1 protein-coding gene is annotated in these 717 nt (G+C 21.1%); it reads right to left on the reverse strand.

Annotated features, from left to right (window positions below):
• Positions 1–42 precede the first annotated feature (42 nt).
• Positions 43–546 (reverse strand): hypothetical protein, encoded by a 504-nt coding sequence (locus BT993_RS06810; RefSeq protein WP_072593807.1) that lies wholly within the window; start codon positions 544–546, stop codon positions 43–45.
• Between the last annotated feature and the right edge of the window lie 171 nt (positions 547–717).

Consider the following 717-nt stretch of genomic DNA (forward strand, 5'->3'; position numbering starts at 1 on the left):
CTTACTCTTATATATTATTGTGTTATTATTCTTTATATATCCTCAGAATTTAAATAAATCTTTATGTATATAATTATATCGAGTTTGTAAAGATAAAGTAAAATTATATTTACTTTTAAGTATTCTAGTAATAGCATAAGTAGAATACCTATTATTTAATAATTTAGTAATTTCAAAATGAATTCTAGTATTACTATCAATTTTAAGACGTAATTTTTTTTTAGTTATTCTTTCTCTATATTTATTATGAGATATATCAAAAGAATAAATTAGAATAGGGTTATACATAGAATCAATTTGTTTAATAGTACCTCTATTTATTTCTCTTTTAATAGTTTTTAGAGATTTATTTAAACTAGAGGCAATCTTTTTTAGTATAGAAAGAAAATATTTTCTATTATTAGTAGTAGGCTTTATTAAATATTTAGTTAAGTCTTTAATATTATTATCTTTAAGGATATGGTAAATGATACCACGGTCAACTTTAGTAAGATGTTTAAATTTTTCTTCTTTATTAATTTTAAAAAATGTGTTATTATTAGTCATGGGTATACAGTTCCTTTCAATAGATTTGGTCATTTATGATTGTACTGTATATCCTATTTTTTTTCAATTACTTTTTTGGACATTTACTTTTGGAATTTAGGAACTAAAGATCCATTTACTAAAACACTTGTTAATATAGGGGCAGTACCTAAGTTAGGAATAAAATATAAG

Origin of the sequence: Streptobacillus ratti, from assembly GCF_001891165.1 — a bacterium.
GTDB lineage: Bacteria > Fusobacteriota > Fusobacteriia > Fusobacteriales > Leptotrichiaceae > Streptobacillus > Streptobacillus ratti.